Source organism: Flavobacterium sp. MAHUQ-57 (assembly GCF_051908335.1).
Taxonomy (GTDB): domain Bacteria; phylum Bacteroidota; class Bacteroidia; order Flavobacteriales; family Flavobacteriaceae; genus Flavobacterium.
Map to the genome: position 1 here is coordinate 1,288,533 of NZ_JBPZTE010000006.1, position 17,519 is coordinate 1,306,051.

Below are 17,519 nucleotides of genomic sequence, written 5' to 3' on the forward strand. Positions count from 1 at the left end.
GCATAGTACTCCAAAAACTTAGTACCTTAGCGACTTAGATACTTAGTAACTCAAAAACAACAATGAAAGTCTACACAAAAACCGGTGACAAAGGAACCACAGCACTTTTTGGAGGTACCCGTGTCCCTAAACACCATATCCGTATCGAAAGTTACGGCACTGTTGATGAACTTAATTCTTATATAGGTTTAATTCGTGACCAACAAATCAATACCCACTATCAAGACGTATTAATTGAAATTCAAGATCGATTATTTACATTAGGTGCTGTTTTGGCAACTCCACCTGAAAAGGAAATTCTGAAAAACGGACAACCCCGCCTTCAGAACTTAGGAATCACAGAATCTGACATTGCTTATTTGGAGAACGAAATCGACACTATGGAAGAAAGTCTTCCACCTATGACACATTTTGTATTACCTGGAGGACACACCACCGTGTCATATTGTCATATAGCGCGCTGTGTATGCCGTCGTGCCGAGCGTTTGGCGACACATCTACATGAATCAGAACCTACAGACGAGCTTGTTTTGAAGTACCTGAACCGACTTTCTGACTATCTTTTTGTCTTGGCACGGAAGTTGTCATTTGACTTGCACGCTAATGAGGTGCCTTGGATACCTCGCAAGTAAAGTTTCAATTTTTAAAATACAAATAACAACATCCGAATTTGTTTTTTTTGCTTTTGGAATTTGAAGAAAAAACGTTCTTAAAAATTAACTGAAAATAAATCAAAAAAAACTTGATTTTTTAAGTAGAAAAATTATTTTTGCATAAATTAAAAATTTTACAAAGATGTATTGGACATTAGAATTAGCATCGTATTTAAGTGATGCTCCTTGGCCTGCTACAAAAGACGAATTGATCGACTATGCCATTAGAACTGGTGCTCCACTAGAAGTAGTAGAAAACCTGCAATCTATTGAAGATGAAGGTGAAATCTATGAGTCTATGGAAGAGATTTGGCCTGATTATCCAACAGACGAAGATTATCTTTGGAATGAGGATGAATATTAATCATAAAACCTACTAAAAAAGTCTCATTTGAGACTTTTTTTTTGGTTATTTTTACACACATTTAAACAAAACCGTTATGAGTTTCGTAAACAGTATATTAAAAGTTTTCCTAGGCGACAAATCGCAAAACGATGTCAAAGCTATTCAGCCTATTATCAATAAAATAAGATCATTTGAGGGTACTCTTCAATCATTATCCAACGACCATTTACGTTTAAAAACTGTAGAGTTCAAAGAAAAAATCAAACAGGCACGTGCCGAAAAAGATTTAAAAATTGCTTCTCTAAAAGCGGAAGTAGAAAACATCAGTGATGTTGATGCTCGTGAAGATATCTATAACGAAATTGATAAGCTGGAAAAAGAAGCTTACGAAATCTCCGAAAAAACATTAAACGAAATCCTTCCTGAAGCATTTGCTGTGGTTAAAGAAACGGCACGTCGTTTCAAAGAAAACGCTCAAGTAATAGTAACTGCTACAGCAAAAGACAGAGAATTGTCTGCAACCAAAGCGTATGTTACTCTTGATGGAGATCAGGCAGTTTGGGCCAACTCATGGGATGCAGCCGGAAAAGCCATCACTTGGGATATGATCCACTACGATGTACAGATGATTGGTGGTGTGGTTTTACATCAAGGTAAAATTGCAGAAATGCAAACAGGTGAAGGTAAAACTTTAGTTGCAACTCTTCCTTTGTATTTGAATGCATTAACTGGAAACGGGGTTCACTTGGTAACCGTGAATGACTACCTTGCAAAACGTGATAGTACATGGAAAGCTCCTTTATTCGAATTCCATGGCTTAACCATTGATTGTATCGACAATCACCAACCGAATACAGATGCGCGTCGTAAAGCGTATGAAGCGGATATTACTTACGGAACAAATAACGAATTTGGTTTTGACTATTTGCGTGATAACATGGCACATTCGCCTAGTGAATTAGTGCAACGCAAACATAACTTTGCAATTGTCGATGAGGTCGATTCAGTATTGATTGATGATGCCCGTACACCGTTGATTATTTCAGGACAAGTTACTGATGGTGACCGCCACGAATTCAACGAATTGAAACCAAAAATTGAAGACTTAGTAGCCATTCAACGTCAATTGGCTAATGGATTCTTAGCAGAAGCAAAACGTTTGATCAAAGAAGGCAACACAAAAGAAGGTGGTTTCCAATTATTGAGAGCACACCGTGCTTTACCTAAAAACAAAGCCTTAATTAAATTCCTTTCTGAAGAAGGTGTAAAACAAATTCTTCAAAAAACAGAAAACGAATACATGTCGGATAACAACCGTAAAATGCCACAAGTTGATGAGGCATTGTACTTTGTTATCGAAGAGAAAAACAACCAAGTGGAGTTGACTGAAGGTGGTATCAAAGAACTTTCTAAGAACACCGATGATAAATTCTTCGTACTTCCGGATATCGGAACTGAAATCGCTCGTATCGAAAAAATGGAGCTTTCAAAAGAAGAAGAAGCAGAACAAAAAGAAGCTTTATTTGCTGATTTCTCTGTAAAAAGCGAGCGTATCCACACCTTAACCCAATTATTAAAAGCGTATACCTTATTTGAAAAAGATACTGAATACGTTATTATGGAAAATGAGGTTTTAATTGTTGATGAGCAAACAGGACGTATCATGGATGGTCGTCGTTACTCTGACGGATTACACCAAGCAATCGAAGCCAAAGAAAATGTAAAAATCAAAGATGCCACACAAACATATGCCACTATTACTTTACAGAACTATTTCCGTATGTATAGTAAATTAGGAGGTATGACAGGTACAGCTGTAACTGAAGCGGGTGAGTTCTTTGAAATCTATAAATTAGACGTTGTTGAAATCCCTACCAACAGAGGTATTTCACGTAAAGACAAGGAAGATTTGATCTACCGTTCGGTGCGTGAGAAATTCAACGCAGTAGCGGAAGATGTACAACAATTAGTTGCTGAAGGTCGCCCGGTATTGATTGGAACAACTTCGGTAGAAATTTCGGAAGTATTAAGCCGTATGTTGAAAATGCGTGGTATTCAGCACAATGTATTGAATGCTAAAATGCACAAACAAGAAGCGCAAATTGTTGCCGAAGCAGGAAAACCAGGCGTAGTAACCATTGCTACGAACATGGCAGGTCGTGGTACCGATATTAAATTGACTGACGAAGTAAAAGCGGCAGGTGGTTTAGCGATTATTGGTACAGAACGTCACGATTCACGTCGTGTAGACCGTCAGTTACGTGGTCGTGCAGGTCGTCAAGGAGATCCTGGAAGTTCACAATTTTATGTGTCTTTAGAAGATAACCTAATGCGTTTGTTCGGTTCTGACCGTGTGGCAAAAATCATGGACAGAATGGGCTTGAAAGAAGGTGAAGTAATTCAACATTCGATGATGACAAAATCTATCGAAAGAGCGCAGAAAAAAGTAGAAGAAAACAACTTTGGTGTTCGTAAACGTTTATTGGAATACGATGATGTGATGAACTCACAACGTGAAGTAGTATACAAACGTCGTCGTCATGCTTTGAACGGAGAGCGTTTGAAACTGGATATTGCCAACATGATTTATGATGTTTGTGAAAACATTGCGGATAAAAACAAGTTGAGCAAGGATTTCAAGAATTTCGAGTTTGAATTGATTCGTTATTTATCGATCACTTCTCCTGTTTCTGAAGTAGAATTCAACAAATTGTCTGAAATCGAAGTAGCAGGAAAAGCGTACAAAGCAGCGATGGAATACTACCAAGCGAAGAATGAAAGAGATGCAAGAGAAGCTTTCCCGATTATCAGAAACGTTTATGAAAATCCAGGAAATCAATTCGAAAGAATCATTGTTCCTTTCACTGACGGTATCAAAACATTGAATGTAGTTACTGATCTTAAGAAAGCATACGAAACACAAGGTGCTCAATTGGTGGCTGATTTCGAAAAGAACATCACTTTGGCTATTGTGGATGAAGCTTGGAAGAAACACTTACGCAAAATGGACGAATTGAAACAATCGGTTCAATTGGCAGTTCACGAGCAAAAAGACCCATTATTGATTTACAAATTTGAAGCGTTTAACTTGTTCAAAAACATGTTGGATGGTATCAATAAAGAAGTAATCTCTTTCTTATTCAAAGGGGATTTACCACAACAAAACTCAATCCAGGAAGCACACGAAGAAGTTCGTCGTGAGCAATACAACGAAATCAAAGACGAAGTATTGAACATGGAAGAGCAAGCAGAACGTGCACGTGAAGCGGGTCAAACCCAACAGCAACACCACCACGTTACAGAAACGATAGTTCGCGACCAACCGAAAATCAATCGTAATGATAATGTTACCATCAAACATGTATTGAGTGGTAAAACAGAAACGATGAAATTCAAAAAAGCGGAAAGCTTATTGGCTTCTGGCGAATGGGTTTTAGTTCACGAATAAAAAGAGTCAAATCCTTATAAACAAAATCCCCGATTATCTTATAATTGGGGATTTTTTATTGCAATGAATTTCATACAATCGGTTCATTTTCCGATGCTGTTAATTACCAAAAAATTAACTTTGGAAAAGTAAAAACCAAAGTTAATTTTGAAATAAAATTAGTACATTTGGCAAATCAAAAGTTTGATTATGAGTAGTTTTTTCGACATATTCAGAAGAAATAAAAAAGAAGAACATCCTAAAACAGCGGAAGTCAGAAGTGCGTTGGTTCACATTGTAAGCAATCTGGACACTACTGACGGCAAAAGCAGAGTCGTAAAAGTTGGTGAAAAGTATTTTAGAGTTAGAGAACTTGGATAAAATATGAACATCGCATTTACCTCGATACTCCTATTCATATTATTAGCGCCCGGATTTTTATTTAGAATCTCCTATAATTCCTCCAAATTAAGCGTTAGAGATCCCAACCGAAATTTAATCAACGATTTAACCTGGTCGATTATACCGTCGTTATTGTTTCATACGGTTGCGATATTTTGTGTCGAATTGCTTTCTACCTATGCGATCGACTTCAAACAATTAGGCAATTTATTATTAGGTGTAACCTCAGCCAATAAAGCAGAAGACAGCTTTATTCAATTGCGATCGTACTTCTACCCTATCTTTTTTTACAACATCATAGTCTTTTTACTGTCTATACTAATGGGGTATTTGGCAAGAAAAGCGGTTCGGTATTTTAAATTCGATCGTAGATTTCGGTTTTTACGTTTTTCCAACAAGTGGCATTATATCTTTTCGGGGGAATGTTTAGACTTTCCCGATGTACCGGATGATTTCAAAGAGATTACCGAAAAATACATCAATGTATTGTGCAAAGTCAATGGCAAGAGTGTGTTGTATTCCGGTGAATTTTTCAATTACTATATTGACAACAAAGGTGATTTGGAAGCGATTCATTTGATTTTCCCGGAGAGACGCTATTTGGAAGACGACAAGGACACCAACAAGAGCTTTTATAAGATCCCTTCAAAATACTTTGTGATACCCAACAGTGACATTATTAATATCAACTTCAAGTACATGTCGAGTGTTGAGATATCGAAATCGGAATTGACACCAGAAGAATTGGAGGAATTGAAAGAGCAGGAAGAGACTTAGTCATTAAATTCCAATCCATGCGAACAGCCTATAGCCTTGTTATTCTTCTATTCCTTTTCCAAAGCTGTGAGAAGAAAGAGACTGATTTGCAATTTGAGCAAAACGTTTTAGATCAAGTTTTTGTTGACATTGTCCATCAAACGTACAAAGACAAACGTGTTTACACTTTCAATTGTAAAGAAGGCAAACCTATCTTTGAAAAAGGAAACCCTATCGGCTGGGATCATCCCGAATGCGAGAAACACTTCATTGCTATACAAAAAGACACACTAGGATTGGTAGTAGCCATTAGCGATTCGGTACAACCCATCGATTCGGATGACAAAGAATTCATTCCTTCTTCTTTTAAAATTATAGATACGAAGAAATATCGTATACCATTAGCTGATTATAATAGTCAAAAATTCCAATTCAAGTATCTTTCTGAACTACGCCCAGATGATGAATTTGAAAACTGGAGTAGAAAATATCCGAAGTTCATTGGAAATCTCAAGATATCAAAGATCTATTTTGATCCCAAAAGAGAAAATGGGGTTGTGACAGTGTATTACTTCTGTGGCTCTAACTGTGGTTTGGGCTATGTTGTTTACTTACAAAAAGACCAAGAGCAATGGAAAGTCAAAAAGACTGAAAACACTTGGATCTATTAAAAAATAGATCACTACTACCACTTCATTATCCATTACAATAGGCTATCAAATCGACAAAACCACTCGCATTGAAAAGAAAACCATTCGCAACACAAAAAAAACCATGCGAGGTAAAAACAAAACCACTCGTAACGAAAAAAAAACCATGCGAGGCAAGAAAAAAACCAGTTGCCCAAAAGGAAAACCCATGCGAGGTAAAAACAAAACCACTCGTAACTCAAAAAAAGCCATGCCAGGCAAGAAAAAAACCAGTTGCCCAAAAGAAAAACCCATGCGAGGTAAAAATAAAACCACTCCCCAAGCAAATAAAGTACACCGTTTCCAAAAGAAGTCCTCTTTTTGTACATTTGATTTAACAACAAATGATACACAGAAAGCATGACACCTATTATCAGCGCCAGCGAATTATTGCAACTTTATCCATTAGATGAATTGATTCTTATTGATGTCAGCAACGGAAAAGACGCCCGTTCCCATTATGAAACAAAACATTTGAATGGCGCTTTATTTGTGGACTTGAATAGCCAGTTGGCCGACATTAAAGACAATGTTGCTGAGGGTGGAAGACATCCGTTACCGTCAGTTACTGCATTTACCAAAACCTTATCAGAGTTGGGTATTACACCAAAGAGTCATGTTGTGGTATACGATGATAAAAACGGTTCCAATGCAGCAGCTCGCTTCTGGTGGATGCTGAAAGCCGTTGGCCATGAGAAAATACAAGTCTTAGATGGTGGATTTCAAGCCGCAGAAAAAGTCCATTTTCCTATCAATGCTTTACTTCCTGCCGTTACCCCTTCGGCACTTTATCCAATAAGCGATTGGCAATTGCCTCGAGCTACAATGGACGAAGTAGAACGCGTTGTACAGGACGATCAACATATTGTTATTGATGTTCGGGATGCTGCCAGATACCGAGGCGAAACCGAACCCATTGATTTAGTGGCTGGGCATATTCCCGGTGCGATCAATATTCCTTTTACTGAAAATCTGGATGCTAATGGATTGTTTTTACCTTCGGAAGTACTGAAAGAGAACTACCAGAAGGCCTTTGGCACTACCCCATCTGAAAACATCATTTTTCATTGTGGATCCGGAGTAACAGCTTGTCATTCGCTTTTGGCAATTGCTCAAGCCGGAATGGAAATCCCAAAACTATATGTAGGTTCCTGGAGTGAATGGAGCAGAAATAACAAAGCCATCGCAACGAAATAAGTACAACCATGCCTTTTACCTTTTCCTAGATCGAACAATCAATCCGTTAAAATAACAATCCTTAATTACAGCAATGTCATTGGGGATTTTTTATCTTTGGATATGAAAAACACAGTCCTATTACTCCTTGTCTTTATTTTGAATTTTTCAGGAACTACCCTTTCTCTTCGAGAAAAACCAATCAAAGAGAAAGATATTACATTATTTGACAAAAAAAGAAACAGAGAAATTCCGGTAACGCTATATTTACCAAAACAGATTAAAAACGCCCCTTTGGTAATTATCAGTCACGGTTACAGTCAGAACCAATTGGGAGCAAACAAAGGCTATTCATTTATTGGTAAAGCGTTGGCTTTGAAAGGCTATTTTGTGGTCAGTATTCAACACGAATTACCCACAGACGAATTAATGCCTACAACAGGAGAAATCAAGGTAGTCAGAAAACCATTTTGGGAAAGAGGTTCAGACAATATCCTTTATGTAATCAATGATTTTAAAAAACGTTACCCGGAAGTTAATTTCAATAAAAACATTCTGATTGGTCATTCCATGGGTGGCGATATTTCGGTGACTTTTGCCGTACAACATCCTGAATTAGTTGATAAATTAATTACCCTTGACCAGAGAAGAGTTGCTTTTCCGAGAGTACAAAAACCCAAAATCTATTCTTTACGTTCGAGTGACCAACCGGCTGATGAAGGCGTACTTCCAACAATTGAAGAACAGAAAACATTCGGAATTAAAATCATACCTTTAGCCAATACCATTCACAATGTGATGTGTGACAATGGTTCAAAGGAACAAAAGAAAGAAATGTTAGATTGGATTTTACAATTTATTGCAGATTAAAATGAGTTTACCCTGTCCACTATGTCATCACTCCAGTACTTCGTTTTGTAAATTCAAAACGAGAATGTACTATGAATGCACCAATTGCAAGGCGATTTTCTTAAATCCGAGTCAGTACATGGATTTTGAAAGTGAGGAGAAGCATTATCGTTTTCATAACAATGATGTGGAAGACATTGGCTATCAAAACTTCGTTTCCCCAATTACCCGGAGTATTTTAAATGATTTTACGCCACAGCATTCCGGATTGGATTTTGGAGCTGGAACTGGGTCGGCTATTGCCAAGGTTTTAACTGACAATGCCTATCAGATTGTCCAATATGATCCTTATTTTCACGATTATCCCGAACTACTAAAAAAACAATACGATTATATCGCATGTTGCGAAGTAGTGGAACATTTCCATCATCCGGCAAAAGAGTTTGAAATGCTTCGAAAGTTATTGCTTCCGGGAGGCAAATTATACATCATGACCCATTTGTACACACCAGTTTTGGATTTTGCTTCCTGGTATTACAAAAACGATCATACTCATGTATTCCTATACCAGAAAGAAACCATGGAATGGATTGCCAAAACCTTTGGATTTTCGGATGTGTTGATTGATAACCGATTGATTGTCTTTACGAATTAGCTTCTGTCCGGAAGGATTTTGCCTGGATTCATGATGTTATTCGGGTCGAAAATGTATTTGATTTGCTCCATGATTTCCAGATGACTTTTTGAGAAGGCGATATCCATAAAGTTTTTCTGAACGTAGCCGATACCGTGTTCACCGGAAAGCGTTCCTTTCAAAGCAACCGTCAAGTCAAAAATTTCACGAATACCTTTAGGCACTTCCGTTTTCCAGTTTTCATCCGACATATTGCCTTTGATGATGTTCACGTGTAAGTTTCCGTCACCGGCATGACCGTAGCAAACCGATTGGAAACCGTATTTATTTCCGATAGTTTTGATCCCTTTCAACAAAGTAGGCAATTCGTAACGAGGAACAACAGTATCTTCTTCTTTATATATTGAGTTTGATTTTACGGCTTCTGCGATTCCACGGCGCATTTTCCATAGCGCATTTTTCTGATCTTCGGTGTCGGCAAACAATACCTCATCGATTTCGAATTGCTCCACTACCGTCATAATCTTTTCCGCTTCCAGCATTAAGATATCCGGATAATTACCATCGACTTCGATTAAAAGATGTGCTTGGTGCTCCGGTTTGATCTCGACACTCATACCTTCGATGTGTTGTACCGCCCAATCAATAGCATCACGTTCCATAAACTCTAAAGCACTTGGAACAATTCCTGCTCTGAAAATCGCTGAAACCGCTTCGCAAGCTTGTTCTGCCTTATAAAACGGCACCAACATTAGAACATTATGTGCATTTTTAGGCCATAATTTCAAGACTGCTTTCGTTACGACTCCCAAAGTTCCTTCGCTACCCACCATCAATTGTGTCAGGTTATAACCCGTTGAGTTTTTGAGTGTATTGGCTCCCGTCCAGATGATTTCCCCGTTGGGTAAAACCACTTCCAGATTCAATACATAATCTTTGGTTACACCGTATTTCACGGCACGAGCACCACCGGCATTTTCGGCGATATTACCACCGATAAAACAACTTCCCATACTACTAGGATCCACAGGATAGAATAGTCCTTTTTCGGCAACAGCATCGCGAAGTACTTGAGTGATTACACCCGGTTCAGTGATTACTTGACCGTTTTTCTCGTCGATTTCGATGATTGTATTCAGTCTTTCCGTTGACAAACCGATACCCTTCAAAATACACAAAGCGCCACCACTCAAACCCGTTCTTCCGCCAATGGGAACAACAGCCGTGTAATGTTCGTTGGCCAACTTCATAATAGCAGCCACTTCTTGAGCACTGCCCGGTTTTACCACCACATTCGGAGGAAAAACGTAATCTTCAGTTTCATCATGGCCGTAATGATTGCGGGTTTCTTCATCGGTGAATACATAAGCTTCACCTACGATATTTTGTAGTTTTTGAATTATTTCGGGAGTAATTGTCATTGTAATTTCAGTGATTGATTTCTAAACAAATTTATAAACTTAAGCTCCGGATTGCAAGGCTTTTGGCTAAAATTTACCAGGCCATAGCCCTGATGGAAACGGCATCCTTTTTTTGCTTTAACAAATGGCAAAAAAAGATATAGTGTACAGCAGGAAAAGCTCCACTTAAACCCACTTCAAAATAGAATACCAGAAAAGGAGCGTTAGAAACGATAGCGGGATTCCGAAACCGATCATCATGGAGCTCAGTTTCGGTTTGAGTCCGTAAGTAGTTGCTACAATGGTACCGGTAATCATGGGTGCCATAGCCGCTTCAAAAATAGACACTTGCACTTCCAACCCTTTTCCGTTGAGTAGCAGAACGTATAAAAGATAAAAGAAGGCCGGAGTGAGAAACAATTTAAACAGCAAACCCAGTGAGAGGAACTTCCAATGTTTGCTTTTGCTATCGAATTCCAATTGCATCCCCACCGATACGAGAGCAATAGGTGTTACTGTGCTTCCTAAGCGCTGAAAAACAGATTGCAAGATGGCAGGAAAATCGAGTTGAATTATATTAAGTACTAAAGCCATTGAAAAAGCGATGAAAGGCGGAAAGAAAAGTATCTTTTTGATAATTTCACTAGAATTTGTAGTACCTCTGGAGAACAGTGTAGCCACCAAAATTGCCAATGTAGACACCACAACGAATGATCCCGGTTGATCGACGATAACCGCTGTTTCCAATCCTTCTTTGCCATAGACTGCTTCGACTAAAGGAAATCCGACAAAAGACGTATTTCCTAATCCAGCTGTAATAATGAGGCATCCCGTTAGTTTTTTAGACCAATTGAATAATTTCGCAAAAGCACTAAAAAAAACAAAGGACAAGGCAAATCCCACCCATGCAATTCCGAGAGGGAAGAGTAATTTAGAGCTAATTTCCAGTTTTGGGATGTAATACAATGCAATCGCCGGAAGCGAGATATAGATTACAAACTGATTAAGCGTTTTGTGACTAGCATCGGGAAAAGCCTTCGTTCGTTTGAGAAGAAAGCCAAGAATCATGCAAACAAAAACCAGAAGAATGTTATCCATAAGAAGGTATTACAAATCAAAATTACTACTATTTTCAATCTATTTGCAATGTATTTACTATTTTTACCGAAAGCTTTTATTTTGAATACTTCACCTAAGAAATCGGCATTGACAGAAAACGACGGAATAGAACCGCCAGAGATCATTAGTGCTAATTCTGTCAAGCAAATTCAACAATTCAGGCGAGCTCAACCTTCGGCTGAAGAGTTGATTTCCGAAATCCTTAAAGGCAATAAAACCGCTTTAAGTCGGGCCATTACTTTAGTAGAAAGCACCAGTTCCACCCATTTAGAAAAGGCAAATGCAGTAATTCAAGGCTGTTTACCTTATGCCAACCGATCAGTACGAATAGGCATCACAGGTGTTCCCGGCGTTGGAAAAAGTACATTTATCGAGGCTTTTGGAAAGTATTTGACCTCATTGGGTAAAAAAGTCGCTGTTTTGGCAGTAGATCCAAGTAGTTCCATTTCGCATGGGAGTATTTTGGGAGATAAAACGCGAATGGAAGAATTGGTTAAAGACGAAAATGCTTATATTCGACCGAGTGCCTCTGGAGAAAGTTTAGGAGGAGTTGCTCGAAAAACCAGAGAGAGCATTATGTTGTGCGAGGCCTGTGGATTTGATACTATTTTGATCGAAACTGTTGGAGTTGGTCAAAGCGAAACGGCAGTGCACAGTATGGTTGATTTCTTTTTACTGTTGAATTTAGCAGGTGCCGGTGACGAATTACAAGGCATTAAGCGCGGTATAATGGAAATGGCCGATTTGATTGTCATTAACAAAGCGGATGGCGACAATGTTAATCGTGCTAGATTAGCTAAAACCGAATTCAATAGAGCATTGCATTTGTTTCCAATGAAAAGTTCAGGCTGGTCACCGAAAGTAATAACCTGTAGCGCTATTCAAAAAGAAGGCATTGATGATGTATGGAACACCATTACTTCTTATTTCGATTTAACCACGGAGAATCATTATTTTGAGCAAAAGAGAAAAGAGCAAAATCAATACTGGTTATTAGAAACTATCAACGATCAGTTGAAAAATAATTTCTACAACAATCCCGAAATCATTCAGCTATTGGAAGAAAACAAAAAAGCAGTGCAAAATAGCGAAATATCGCCCTTTGCAGCTGCTCAATTGTTGTTGCAAAACTATTTCAAATAGTGTCACAACTCCCCTAATTCTTTTAGTGGATATATAGTAATTCTTTCTTGATTGAAATAAAATTCAATGTACCATCTAACATTCCAGGTACTACCAAATGATCTCTGAATACTGTAAAATCAGCCGGACCACTGATTGGCTCAGGCAATCTTAGTACCGTTACTTTATTGTTATTCAATACTTCAATTGCAACCACAATACCTTTTTTCTCAAAAGCCACCCAGTTTGTAAAGTAAAGAACATCTTCATAAGCATAAACACCATCATAATATCCTTCTAGCGGAGTAATTGTAGTAAATTTATTGTCTTTCAAATTCACATACCCGATACCACTTCCGAAACCATTAACATACAAACGGGATTGCACTTTGTCATAAAACAAACCGTTCATTCCAACAATAACTTTATCAACAGCAAGTTCTGAGAAAGTCTTATCTGTTAAGTTTACTTTAAAGATTTTGTTTTTATCGGTTGCAGAAACATACAAAGTATTCTTATCAAAAACAGTGATATCATTTAAAAATGAAGTCACACTGCTAAAATCGATTTCATATAATTTTTTAGCTGTTTTCAGATCAAAAGCCAAAAGTTTATCAATGTCATTCACGAAAAGAATTCCACCCTCAAGCGCTAATCCTTTCGGTGCACTTAACGTTTCTTTGATGTAGGCAGCGTCAATAATTTTACCGTCTTTATCTACTTTTAAGATTTTTCCATCGCCATCTTTTTCGCCAGGTTTCATAGCGCTACCAATATCAGCAACATATAAAAAAGTTCCGTCAGAAACTACACTTTCGGGGTGACTAAAACCACCTACCGTTTTAATGTCTTGTGCATTTGCGGTTATAACACCTAAAACTACACTCAGAATAGCATAAATTTTTCTCATTTTACTCATTACATTTATTTTATTAATTTTTATTCGAGGTTATTCTGCTGGTTAATTTTAAATCCTCTACTCTCTTTTCAAAAGGAACCATTTCGGTTAAAGGATTTACAATTTCATTGAAAAAACTTTTCAACTCATCAGAATGAATTGTACTTCGGTTAATTTTAAGATCATAATGCACTAGTTTAGTCCACAAAATGGCTTTCAGAGACGTTTTTTGTTCATCCCACATTAAGGCTTCAACGACCAAACTTTTATCATCAAAACTCAACAGTTTCGACTCAATGGTAACTGTTTCCATTAACATGGCTGGAAGTAAGTAGGCAATTTGATTTTGTGCTACTACCCAACTGATCCCTTTTTCTTTTGCCAATTGGTACAAGTCAAAATCATAGGCTTCCAACAATTGGTCTTCTCTTGCATTAATGATATAATCGATATATCTTGAGTTATTTAGATGATTGAACGGATCACAATCCGGGAATCGCACTCTAACCTTACTTTCTATTATTTTATTAAAATTTTTCATAATAGTTCATAAAAAATACCAAATGGTATATTATTTCTTAAATTTTTTTACTTTTTCAAAGAAAGTATGTAACGCTCCAAATAATCCATTGATGAATTTAATGAAGTCATTTTTCTGGTCACTTTTGCTTGTAAAATACCACCTTGCATGATAGAGATGAACACTGAAATAAATTCATTGATATCTGTATCGGATTTAATTTCACCATTATTTATTCCATTATTCAAATGGTTTTCCAGAGTACTTCTCCAAAAATTATAGGCACTTTCCGCTTTTGCTCTCAACAAAGGATGGGTATCATCAGCTTCCGTAGAAGTATTGGTTACGGGACAACCCGAACTCAAGATAGGGTTTTTCAAATAGTTACGGTATGTTTCAGGATAAACCAACAACTTTTCAATCGCCGAATGTTTCGTATCCATTTTACCCCTGATGTAGGCTACCAATCTTTCAAAGTTATAATCAAAAGCGGCTAAAGCTACCTGATCTTTATTTTCGAAATTGCCATAAATACTGCCTTTAGTTAACCCTGTAGCAGCTATCAAATCATTAATAGAAGTACCTGCATATCCTTTGGTATTGAATATACAAGCTGTTTTTTCTATAATATATTGCTTGGTGCGATCTGCTTTTGACATTTTAACTAACTCATTATGATGCAAATATATAAAAAATACCAATTGGTATTAAAATTTAATCGAAAAATATTAATCATCGTTTTCCCAAAGCAAAATCCTCAAAAAAACTGGGTGTTTTTCCCTTTCGAATTATAGGACAAATATTTTACTTTTGTAGGTAAATTAATATAAACAAACTATGAAAACAATTCGATTTTTTACACTTGCAGGAACCTTGTTATTGCAAATGCTAACCTCATGCGAATCGCAAAGAGAAACTGAAGTCAAAACACCACACAACATCATCCCTGTCCAAAAAGGAATCATAATGAAAGAGTCGTATCAAAACGACATTCAAAGAATTATCGAAAGAAACAGAGAACAAGGCACATATCAAGCCACAGAATTTGCTTGGATTAATTTGGATTCACTGAAAAACTATATTGCATTATTGGATAAGGTATCGAAATTAAACAATCAGAAAGTTTCTGGAGTTCGAATCTATTTTTCACAATATCCTGTAGAAGGGAATTACACTGCTGAAGAAAGAGAGCGATTAATCCCGGGGAGAGAAACGCTTTTCTTTGCACCAACTACAACAATTGCACCAACGGCAACTACCAAAAGATATCCAATCTTGGAAAATGTACCCTTTGCAATTGAAAGAACAGGAACTAATCCATATGTAGGAAATTTTAAAGTAATCTCGAGATTATTAGGCAGGAATGAAAGGGAAATAAACAGAGACACGACTCCAACGCGCCAATCGTTCGTTGAAGAAAGCCAAACCAGCATTTTACTAAACGAGTTGGCCATGTATCCTCCTCCAAAAAGCAACTAAAACCTTATATGCAATTAAAAAATATTACAACAGAAGACATCAGGTATTTCATGATGTTATTACAGTTTATAACTGCTATCGTTGGTACTGTATATTATAATAAATACAAACACTCTGTACTAAAGTATTTCTTGTTCTTACTATGGTATACCTGTTTGAATGACTTAATCGGTTATTTTTACCAAGATATCACTCATGCAGACAACAACTATTGCATTTATAATTTCTATCAGATTTTACGATTTAGTACTATCCTTTTCATCTACAAATCCTTTGTAGAAAGTATAGTCTATAAAAAGGTAATTGTAGTCTTCATTGCTACTTATTGTCTTTCTGTTGTAATTAATTTTTTTGTCGAAGATTTCTTCGAAAATTACTTTGTGAACACATTCATTATTGGTGCAACATTTATTGCCACCTCTGTTCTATTTTATCTATTTGAAGTTCTAAAGTCAGATAAAGTATTGTATGTAACCGAATCTTTGATTTTTTGGATTAGTTTCGCACACTTGGTTTATTTCGTTCCAAACGTGCCCTTTTATATTGTCAGAAAGTACTATTCCAATTCCAGTTCGATTCCGTACATCTTTATGATCAATTATTTCTTACTTTTAGTGTATTATTTAATTCTTATCCTTGGTTTTATATGGAGCAAACCGGAATTGAAGGAGTAATTTTTGCCATACTAGGACTTACGGGACTATCATTTGTAATTATTCTTCTGATTATTATTTTTCAAAAGAAAAAAAACAAATTGATAATTAAGCAAGTAGAAGCGCAAAAACATTTTGAAAAAGAAATCATCGAATCGCAAATTGAAATCAAAGAGCAAACATTGCGTAATATCAGTTGGGAATTACACGACAATATTGGCCAATTGCTAACGTTAGCTAAAATTCAACTTCAAAAAATTAACGATCAGGACACCAAGGAAATCAACGACAATTTAACCAACATCTTAAATGAAGTGAGAGCATTGTCTAAAGTAACCAATCCGGACTATGTTAGTAAAATAAGTTTGGAGGAAGCTTTGAAACTTGAGATCAATCGTTTCAACCGATTGAACTATATTGAATCGTCCTTAATTAGTGAAGGCAATTCCTTCTCTATAAATCCGAAATCTGAAATTATTATTTTCAGAATTTTACAAGAGTTCTTTTCCAACACTATTAAACATTCCAAAGCTTCTAAACTAGACGTATGGATTAATTTTGAAGAAGTCAAAAACAAACTAACCATTATTGCAAAAGACAACGGAAAAGGATTCGACTTGTCAATACCCAATATTGGAGGCATTGGTTTAACCAACATGAAAAAAAGAGGACATCTGATTGATGCCGAAGTACACATCAAATCTGAATTAAATACAGGAACCAGCTTAACCATCATTTACCACCAAAAATAAACATGGAAAAATATACCGTTGCCATCATCGAAGATCACACACTACTATCCGAAGCCATAGCAGGAGTAGTCGAAAACTTTCAGCAGTTTGAAGTTGCTTTTCAATGCAAGAATGGCGCTGATTTAATTGAAAAATTAAAAACCAAACCGCTTCCGAAAATCATACTCATGGATGTGAATATGCCTATCATGAACGGTATTGAAACTACAGCATGGCTAAGCGAAAACCATCCGGATGTTTCTGTATTGGCGTTAACCGTTGAAGAAGATGAAAGTACTATCCTAAAAATGATTCGAGCCGGTGCCAAAGGCTATTTACTGAAAGATGTCGATAAAAAAACATTGGAATTGGCCCTTTTAAAAACTATCGAAACTGGTTTTTACCATTCGAGCGTAGTAATGGATGTTTTGTTAAATTCGGTAACAGGTAAAGGCAATAATCAAGAAATATTGAAAGATACCGAAATAGAATTTCTGAAATTACTGTGTACAGAAATGACGTATAAGGAAATTGCTAATAAAATGAATCTCAGTCCAAAAACTATCGATGGCTATCGAGATAACTTATTTGTAAAACTCAATGTCAAAAACAGAATTGGACTGGTCATTTATGCTATAAAGAACAAAATTTTCACTTGTTAGTGA

General features: G+C 36.8%; 20 protein-coding genes. 15 read left to right on the forward strand and 5 right to left on the reverse strand.

All coding sequences use genetic code 11. The annotated features are described in order from the left end of the window. Positions 1 to 62 precede the first annotated feature (62 nt). From ACS8MM_RS06325 to ACS8MM_RS06370, 10 genes are all read left to right on the forward strand, one after another. Entirely contained in the window at positions 63 to 632 is a 570-nt protein-coding gene (locus ACS8MM_RS06325) for a cob(I)yrinic acid a,c-diamide adenosyltransferase (RefSeq protein WP_379714256.1), read from the forward strand. Positions 633 to 795: 163 nt separating this feature from the next. Further along, positions 796 to 1,017: a DUF2795 domain-containing protein gene (locus ACS8MM_RS06330; protein WP_002986941.1), complete on the forward strand. Its 222-nt coding sequence runs from the start codon at positions 796 to 798 to the stop codon at positions 1,015 to 1,017. Positions 1,018 to 1,093: 76 nt separating this feature from the next. Continuing rightward, on the forward strand, positions 1,094 to 4,447 hold the full coding sequence (secA, locus tag ACS8MM_RS06335) for a preprotein translocase subunit SecA (protein WP_379714259.1): 3,354 nt from the start codon (positions 1,094 to 1,096) through the stop codon (positions 4,445 to 4,447). A gap of 189 nt (positions 4,448 to 4,636) precedes the next feature. Further along, the gene (locus tag ACS8MM_RS06340) at positions 4,637 to 4,807 is read left to right on the forward strand and encodes a hypothetical protein (RefSeq protein ID WP_379714262.1); all 171 of its coding nucleotides are present in this window, start codon (positions 4,637 to 4,639) and stop codon (positions 4,805 to 4,807) included. 3 nt (positions 4,808 to 4,810) lie between these two features. Then, a complete protein-coding gene (locus tag ACS8MM_RS06345) occupies positions 4,811 to 5,605 on the forward strand; it encodes a hypothetical protein (RefSeq protein WP_379714265.1) in 795 nt (264 codons plus the stop codon). Between the two features lie 17 nt (positions 5,606 to 5,622). After that, a complete protein-coding gene (locus ACS8MM_RS06350; protein ID WP_379714268.1) occupies positions 5,623 to 6,255 on the forward strand; it encodes a hypothetical protein in 633 nt (210 codons plus the stop codon). Between the two features lie 68 nt (positions 6,256 to 6,323). Then, positions 6,324 to 6,611: a hypothetical protein gene (locus ACS8MM_RS06355; RefSeq protein ID WP_379714271.1), complete on the forward strand. Its 288-nt coding sequence runs from the start codon at positions 6,324 to 6,326 to the stop codon at positions 6,609 to 6,611. Positions 6,612 to 6,633: 22 nt separating this feature from the next. Next, positions 6,634 to 7,470: a sulfurtransferase gene (locus tag ACS8MM_RS06360; RefSeq protein WP_379714275.1), complete on the forward strand. Its 837-nt coding sequence runs from the start codon at positions 6,634 to 6,636 to the stop codon at positions 7,468 to 7,470. A 102-nt stretch (positions 7,471 to 7,572) separates the two neighbouring features. After that, positions 7,573 to 8,319, forward strand: a complete 747-nt coding sequence (locus ACS8MM_RS06365) for an alpha/beta fold hydrolase (protein WP_379714278.1) — start codon at positions 7,573 to 7,575, stop codon at positions 8,317 to 8,319. A 1-nt stretch (position 8,320) separates the two neighbouring features. Further along, positions 8,321 to 8,953, forward strand: coding sequence for a class I SAM-dependent methyltransferase (locus ACS8MM_RS06370; RefSeq protein ID WP_379714281.1), 633 nt, complete (start codon positions 8,321 to 8,323; stop codon positions 8,951 to 8,953). On the opposite strand, the gene ACS8MM_RS06375 is transcribed toward ACS8MM_RS06370, so the two are convergent. Beyond that, complete coding sequence (locus ACS8MM_RS06375) at positions 8,950 to 10,353, reverse strand: FAD-binding oxidoreductase (protein ID WP_379714284.1); 1,404 nt, start codon at positions 10,351 to 10,353, stop codon at positions 8,950 to 8,952. The genes ACS8MM_RS06370 and ACS8MM_RS06375 overlap by 4 nt on opposite strands. Positions 10,354 to 10,518: 165 nt before the next feature. After that, positions 10,519 to 11,430, reverse strand: coding sequence for an AEC family transporter (locus ACS8MM_RS06380; RefSeq protein WP_379714286.1), 912 nt, complete (start codon positions 11,428 to 11,430; stop codon positions 10,519 to 10,521). Between the two features lie 48 nt (positions 11,431 to 11,478). On the opposite strand from ACS8MM_RS06380, the gene meaB reads away from it, so the two are divergent. Continuing rightward, complete coding sequence (gene meaB, locus ACS8MM_RS06385; RefSeq protein WP_379714289.1) at positions 11,479 to 12,594, forward strand: methylmalonyl Co-A mutase-associated GTPase MeaB; 1,116 nt, start codon at positions 11,479 to 11,481, stop codon at positions 12,592 to 12,594. Positions 12,595 to 12,616: 22 nt separating this feature from the next. Here meaB and ACS8MM_RS06390 read toward each other — a convergent pair whose 3' ends face one another. From ACS8MM_RS06390 to ACS8MM_RS06400, 3 genes are read right to left on the reverse strand one after another with little or no spacing between them, the layout of a single operon-like run. Then, positions 12,617 to 13,492, reverse strand: coding sequence for a hypothetical protein (locus ACS8MM_RS06390; protein ID WP_379714292.1), 876 nt, complete (start codon positions 13,490 to 13,492; stop codon positions 12,617 to 12,619). Between the two features lie 13 nt (positions 13,493 to 13,505). After that, positions 13,506 to 14,012, reverse strand: coding sequence for an acyl-CoA thioesterase (locus ACS8MM_RS06395; RefSeq protein WP_379714295.1), 507 nt, complete (start codon positions 14,010 to 14,012; stop codon positions 13,506 to 13,508). A gap of 47 nt (positions 14,013 to 14,059) precedes the next feature. Continuing rightward, positions 14,060 to 14,650 (reverse strand): TetR/AcrR family transcriptional regulator, encoded by a 591-nt coding sequence (locus ACS8MM_RS06400; RefSeq protein WP_379714298.1) that lies wholly within the window; start codon positions 14,648 to 14,650, stop codon positions 14,060 to 14,062. 178 nt (positions 14,651 to 14,828) lie between these two features. Here ACS8MM_RS06400 and ACS8MM_RS06405 point away from each other — a divergent pair, with 178 nt between their 5' ends. The 4 genes from ACS8MM_RS06405 to ACS8MM_RS06420 are packed head-to-tail and all read left to right on the forward strand — an operon-like array spanning position 14,829 to position 17,516. Then, entirely contained in the window at positions 14,829 to 15,470 is a 642-nt protein-coding gene (locus ACS8MM_RS06405; RefSeq protein WP_379714300.1) for a hypothetical protein, read from the forward strand. Positions 15,471 to 15,478: 8 nt separating this feature from the next. Further along, entirely contained in the window at positions 15,479 to 16,144 is a 666-nt protein-coding gene (locus ACS8MM_RS06410; protein WP_379714302.1) for a hypothetical protein, read from the forward strand. Next, the gene (locus tag ACS8MM_RS06415) at positions 16,117 to 16,875 is read left to right on the forward strand and encodes a sensor histidine kinase (protein WP_379714305.1); all 759 of its coding nucleotides are present in this window, start codon (positions 16,117 to 16,119) and stop codon (positions 16,873 to 16,875) included. Before ACS8MM_RS06410 ends, ACS8MM_RS06415 begins: the two co-directional genes overlap by 28 nt. Before the next feature lie 2 nt (positions 16,876 to 16,877). Continuing rightward, positions 16,878 to 17,516 carry a response regulator transcription factor gene (locus ACS8MM_RS06420; protein ID WP_379714308.1) on the forward strand — a complete coding sequence of 213 codons (639 nt, stop codon included), beginning with the start codon at positions 16,878 to 16,880 and terminating at the stop codon, positions 17,514 to 17,516. The last annotated feature ends 3 nt before the right edge of the window (positions 17,517 to 17,519 follow it).